The organism is Hoeflea sp., from assembly GCF_039975035.1.
Taxonomy (GTDB): Bacteria; Pseudomonadota; Alphaproteobacteria; order Rhizobiales; family Rhizobiaceae; genus Hoeflea.
Window position 1 is genome coordinate 1 of the sequence record NZ_JBDWHW010000177.1, and the last position, 5,517, is coordinate 5,517.

At 60.0% G+C, this 5,517-nt stretch carries 5 protein-coding genes; all 5 read right to left on the bottom strand.

All coding sequences use genetic code 11. The features are described from left to right. Nucleotides 1-201: 201 nt before the first annotated feature. On the bottom strand, nt 202-744 hold the full coding sequence (locus ABJN75_RS15975) for an adenine phosphoribosyltransferase (RefSeq protein ID WP_348440569.1): 543 nt from the start codon (nt 742-744) through the stop codon (nt 202-204). A gap of 92 nt (nt 745-836) precedes the next feature. Further along, the gene (locus ABJN75_RS15980) at nt 837-1,688 is read right to left on the bottom strand and encodes a cytochrome c1 (RefSeq protein WP_348440570.1); all 852 of its coding nucleotides are present in this window, start codon (nt 1,686-1,688) and stop codon (nt 837-839) included. A gap of 28 nt (nt 1,689-1,716) precedes the next feature. Then, nucleotides 1,717-3,018: a cytochrome b N-terminal domain-containing protein gene (locus tag ABJN75_RS15985; RefSeq protein WP_348440571.1), complete on the bottom strand. Its 1,302-nt coding sequence runs from the start codon at nt 3,016-3,018 to the stop codon at nt 1,717-1,719. A gap of 14 nt (nt 3,019-3,032) precedes the next feature. Beyond that, complete coding sequence (petA, locus tag ABJN75_RS15990; RefSeq protein ID WP_348440572.1) at nt 3,033-3,611, bottom strand: ubiquinol-cytochrome c reductase iron-sulfur subunit; 579 nt, start codon at nt 3,609-3,611, stop codon at nt 3,033-3,035. A 202-nt stretch (nt 3,612-3,813) separates the two neighbouring features. After that, on the bottom strand, nt 3,814-5,517 hold a 1,704-nt coding region (locus ABJN75_RS15995), incomplete at its 5' end, for an ABC transporter ATP-binding protein (protein WP_348440573.1).

A 5,517-nucleotide genomic window follows, 5' to 3' on the forward strand; every position in this document is an offset into this window, starting at 1 on the left:
GGCATGCGGCCCTTCGGGTTGGCTGAAACCTGCTACCCACTGCGTCGGGCGGCTTGAGAGATGGACCCGCATCGCTCTGCGCCGTCCTTCTTGTGGAGCAGCAGGTTTGAGCCAACAGAATGCGTCATATTAATCGTACGGATACTCTAAGCCAAACGAGCGCGCCGGGAGACGGGTGCGCTCACATCAATCCCGGGCTGTTCAGTGGCCCTCGTAGGAGACCAGCGTTCGCACCTGCACGCCAAGATCCTCGAGCTTCTTGCGCCCGCCCAGATCCGGCAGGTCGATGACGAAACAGGCCGCCACAATGTCGGCGCCCATCTGCCGGAGCAACTTGACCGCACCCTCGGCGGTGCCGCCAGTGGCGATCAGATCATCGACCAGGATCACGCTTTCGCCCGCCGCGATGGCATCCTTGTGCATTTCCATTTCATCGACGCCATATTCCAGGCTGTAGGCCACGCGCACCGTGTCATGCGGAAGCTTGCCCTTCTTGCGGATCGGCACGAAGCCGGCAGACAACTGGTGCGCCATGGCGCCGCCGAGAATGAAGCCCCGGGCTTCGATACCGGCAATCTTGGAGATCCTGAGCCCGGCATAGGGATGAACCAGTTCGTCAACCGCCCGGCGGAACGCCCGCGGCGCACCCAGAAGCGTGGTGATGTCGCGAAACAATATCCCCGGCTTGGGATAATCCTTGATGGTGCGGATGGAAGCGCGAAGCTCGTTTTCAAGATCGGTCATCGACATGGTCCTCAGGTTGCAACCCATTGTGCGCCGGACATGAAAACGCCGCCCGCAGGCGGCGTCTTCGAACTTACCGGATGTCGGCAGGATCAGTGTTCCTTGTTTGCGTACACTGCCTTTTTCGTCAGGTACATCAGTGACGAGAAGATCGCCAGGAAGATGATGACCATGAAACCGGTGCGCTTGCGATCTTCCATGTGTGGTTCGGCCGCCCACATCATGAACGCGGATACGTCCTTGGCATACTGGTCCAGTGTTTCAGGCGTGCCGTCATCATAAGTCACCATGCCATCATCGATCGGCTGGGCCATTGCCAGAGACGCAGAGCCGAGGAAGTACGGGTTGTAGTGCGTGCCTTCGGCAATCTCGACGCCTTCCGGCGGCTCTTCGTATCCGGTCAGCAGCGAATAGATATAGTTCGGTCCGCTTTCGTTGTAGCCGGTGAAGATATCGAAGATAAACTGCGGAAACCCGCGCTCGACATAGCGTGCCTTGGCCAGGAGCGAGAAGTCAGGCGGAACCGCGCCGTTGTTGGCGTAGGCTGCTGCCTGGACATTGGGAAACGGTGACGGGAAATAATCCGCCGGAATGGCAGGACGAGTGAACATTTCACCGTCGCCGTTCGGGCCGTCTTCAACGTCGTAGTTGGCAGCAAACGATTTGACCTGCTCTTCGGAATAACCCAGATCCTCAAGCGTGCGGAATGCAACCAGATCCATCGAATGACACGCGGCGCAAACCTCGGTGAAGACCTTCAGGCCGCGCTGCAGCTGAGCCTTGTCGTAGGTGCCGAACGGACCCGCGAAAGACCACGACTGTTCTTTCGGATGATGGATGGGGTAGTGCGGGGTTGCAGCCGGCTCTTCGGCGGCAATTGCCGAGCTGACGCCAACAATGGCGGCCAGAGCGAGCGGAGCAATGCTTGCAAGAAGCTTTTTCATATCTCAGATCCTTTCCGTCGCGCGCCGCTCAGCCGCGGGTTTCTGGTGACGCGACCGCGGATGCCGCAGCCCCGCCCTTGCCGCCATTTTTGGCAAGCACGGCTTCGGTGATGGAGTTTGGCAGACGCCTGGGCGTTTCTATCAATCCCAGCACCGGCATGATGATCAGGAAGAACCCGAAGTAGTAAAACGTCGAGATCTGCGCCATCGTCGTGTACACGCCTTCCGCCGGCTTGGCGCCAAGCCAGCCCAGGAAGATCGCGTTGGCGACGAAGATCCAGAAGAACAGCTTGTACCAGGGACGGTAAACCGCCGAGCGAACCTTCGAGGTATCAAGCCATGGCAGCACGAACAGCACGAGGATCGAGCCGAACATGGCAAGCACGCCACCAAGCTTGGAATCGATTGGTCCGATGTTGAAGGTGATGGCGCGAAGGATCGCGTAGAACGGCAGATAGTACCATTCCGGAACGATATGCGCGGGGGTCTTCAGCGAGTCCGCAGGGATATAGTTGTCGGCATGACCGAGGAAGTTCGGCATGAAGAAGATGAAGTAGGCAAACACCATCAGGAAGATGCTCATCGCCAGACCATCCTTGATGGTCGCATAAGGCGTGAACGCAACGGTGTCGGTCTTCGACTTGACTTCAACGCCGGTCGGATTGGTCTGACCGGTCACATGCAGCGCCCAGACATGCAGGATCACCACACCGACGATCATGAACGGCAGCAGGTAATGCAGCGAGAAGAAGCGGTTGAGCGTCGGATTGTCGACCGCAAATCCGCCGAGCAGCAATTGCTGGATCGGCTCGCCTATCCCCGGGAAAGCCGTGAAGAACCCGGTGATCACCGTCGCCCCCCAGAACGACATCTGCCCCCAGGGCAGCACATAGCCCATGAAGCCGGTTGCCATCATCAGCAGGAAGATGACAACGCCCAGGATCCACAGGATTTCGCGCGGAGCCTTGTACGAACCGTAATACAGGCCGCGGGCGATATGCAGATACACGGCAACGAAGAAGAACGACGCGCCGTTGGCGTGCATGTAACGCAGCAGCCAGCCGGAATTGACGTCGCGCATGATCTTCTCGACCGAATTGAACGCCAGAGTGGTGTCGGCGGCATAATGCATGGCCAGCACGATGCCGGTCACAAGCTGCACCACCAGCATCACTGAAAGGATACCCCCGAAGGTGTAGGCATAGTTCAGGTTCCGCGGCACCGGATAGGAGACGAAACTGTCATGCACCAGCCGCGTAACCGGCAGGCGTGTATCCATCCACTTCCCGAAACCGGTCGTGGGCTGATAAGTCGAATGATCGCTGCTCATGGTCTAAAGCCCCCTTAGCCGATTTTAATAACGCTGTCAGACACGAAGGAAAACACCGGAACCGCCAGGTTTTCCGGCGCCGGGCCCTTTCGGATGCGGCCGGCCGTGTCGTAGTGCGAGCCGTGGCAGGGGCAGAACCATCCGCCAAAATCACCGGCCTGACCGAGCGGGATACACCCAAGATGAGTGCAAACGCCGATCATCACCAGCCAGTTTTCCTTGCCTTCGCCGGCGGAACGATCAATGTCGGTCGCCTCAGCCGCGCTGGCGATGTTGGCGTTGCGCGCCACCGGATCCTTGAGATCAGCAAGGGCAACAGCCTTGGCTTCCTCGATTTCGGCTTCTGTGCGGTTGCGGATGAAAACCGGCTTGCCGCGCCATTTTACTGTCAGCGACATTCCGGGTTCAAGGCTTTCGACATTCACCTCGATGGATGAGACCGCAAGTGTCGAAGCATCCGGGCGCATCTGGTCGATGAACGGCCAGGCAAAACTGCCCACACCGACCACGCCTGCCATCCCGGTGGCGATGTAAAGAAAATCGCGGCGGGTAGGTTCGCCCGCGCCTTCGCTGTGTGTCATTGGCTCACTCACGGCTCAACGTCCTCTTCAAGCTGCGTCTGGACAGGTCTTCCGTCCCGTTACAGGCAATTCCGACCCCACCGCTATAGGCAGATTCGGCGGTAGCCGACAATGCGGCGGAATTCTGTCAATCGCGCGGTTTCTATGCGGGTTGGAAAGAGAAGTCCAGACCAGACGAACGGAGAAGGCCACATTGTCGCGGAAAAATGCCGGGCTACTCCGCAGCTTCCTCCACACCGATGAATCCGCCCGACTGGCGAGCCCACAAATCGGCGTAAAGACCGCCGCGCGCAAGCAGTTCTCCATGTGTACCGGTTTCCAGGATTCGGCCCTCGTCCATCACCACCAGACGATCCATCCGGGCAATCGTCGACAGCCGGTGGGCAATCGCGATGACGGTCTTGCCTTGCATCAATTCGTCCAGGTTCTCCTGAATCGCCGCTTCGACTTCCGAATCGAGCGCCGATGTCGCTTCGTCCAGCACCAGAATCGGCGCGTTCTTGAGCATGACCCGGGCAATGGCGATGCGCTGCCGCTGTCCGCCCGACAATTTCACCCCGCGATCGCCGACATGCGCATCAAGTCCCTTGCGGCCGCGCTGGTCGGACAGGCCCTGGATGAAATCCAGCGCCTCGGCCGTGCGCGCCGCCTCGAGGATCTCCGCATCGGCGGCGTCGGGACGTCCGAACACGATGTTCTCCCGGATCGAGCGGTGCAGCAACGCGGTATCCTGCGTCACCATGCCGATCGCCTGGCGAAGCGATTCCTGGCTGACATCGGCAATGTTCTGGCCGTCGATCTCGATCCGGCCCGACTGCAGATCGTAAAACCGCAGCAACAGATTGACGAAGGTCGATTTGCCCGCGCCGGAGCGCCCGACCAGCCCGAGCTTTTCGCCCGGCGCAATCGACAGCGAAAGATTGTCAATCACCGGCATCGAGGCATCGCCATAGTTGAAACAGGCTTGCTCGATGCGGATGGCGGCCGACCGCACCTCAAGATCGGCAGCCCCGTCGCGATCATTCAGCCCGATCGGACGCGCCACCAGTTCAGCCGAATTCTGCACCGTGCCGAGATTGCGCATCAGGCTGTTGAGCTGGGTCATCATCCGCCCCAGCAGCATGTTGAGCCTGAGCACCAGCGACAAGGTGAACGCCACAGCGCCGACCGAGATCGCGCCGTTAAGCCAGAGGTTGATCGAAAATCCGGCAATCGCGGCAATCATCACACCCGACAGCGCCGCCAATGAAGCCCGCACTCCGGTCAGATGCCGGGTGAAGGGCAGAATTGCGGCCAGAAACTGGTCAAATCCCTCTTTGATATAGCGGTCGTTGTCAGCTTCGCGCGCATAAAGCTTGAGGGTCTGGATATTCGAATAGCTGTCGGTGAGGCGTCCGGTCAGCATCGCCGAGGCTTCGGCATTGGCCCGGGCATAGCGCCTTATGCGCGGCACGAAAAACCGCGCCAGCAATCCGAAGGCCGCGATCCAGAACAGCACCAGCGCCGACAGTCGCCAGTCGAGTTGCGCCACCAGCGCCATGGTGGTGGCGGTGTAGATCAGGATGAACCACACCACCTGCAACAGCGCCACCATGAAGTCGCCGGTGGCCTGCCCCGCCGACCAGACCTTGGTGACGATGCGACCGGCAAAATCATTCTGGAAAAAGGCCAGGCTCTGACGCGAGACATGCGCGTGCGCCTGCCACCGCACCAGGTTGTAAAACCCCGGCACCACCGTCTGCTCTTCAACCAGTGCCGCCACAGTGACCACGACAAACCGCGCCAGCACCACCACAAACAGCATGAACCCCAGCGTCGGACCGTGGGCCGCGATCAGCCCCTCCCAGCCCGCCGCCGGCTCCGCCGCATCGAGCACATCGACCAGCCGTCCGACAAAATAGAACAAGGCCGCCTCGAG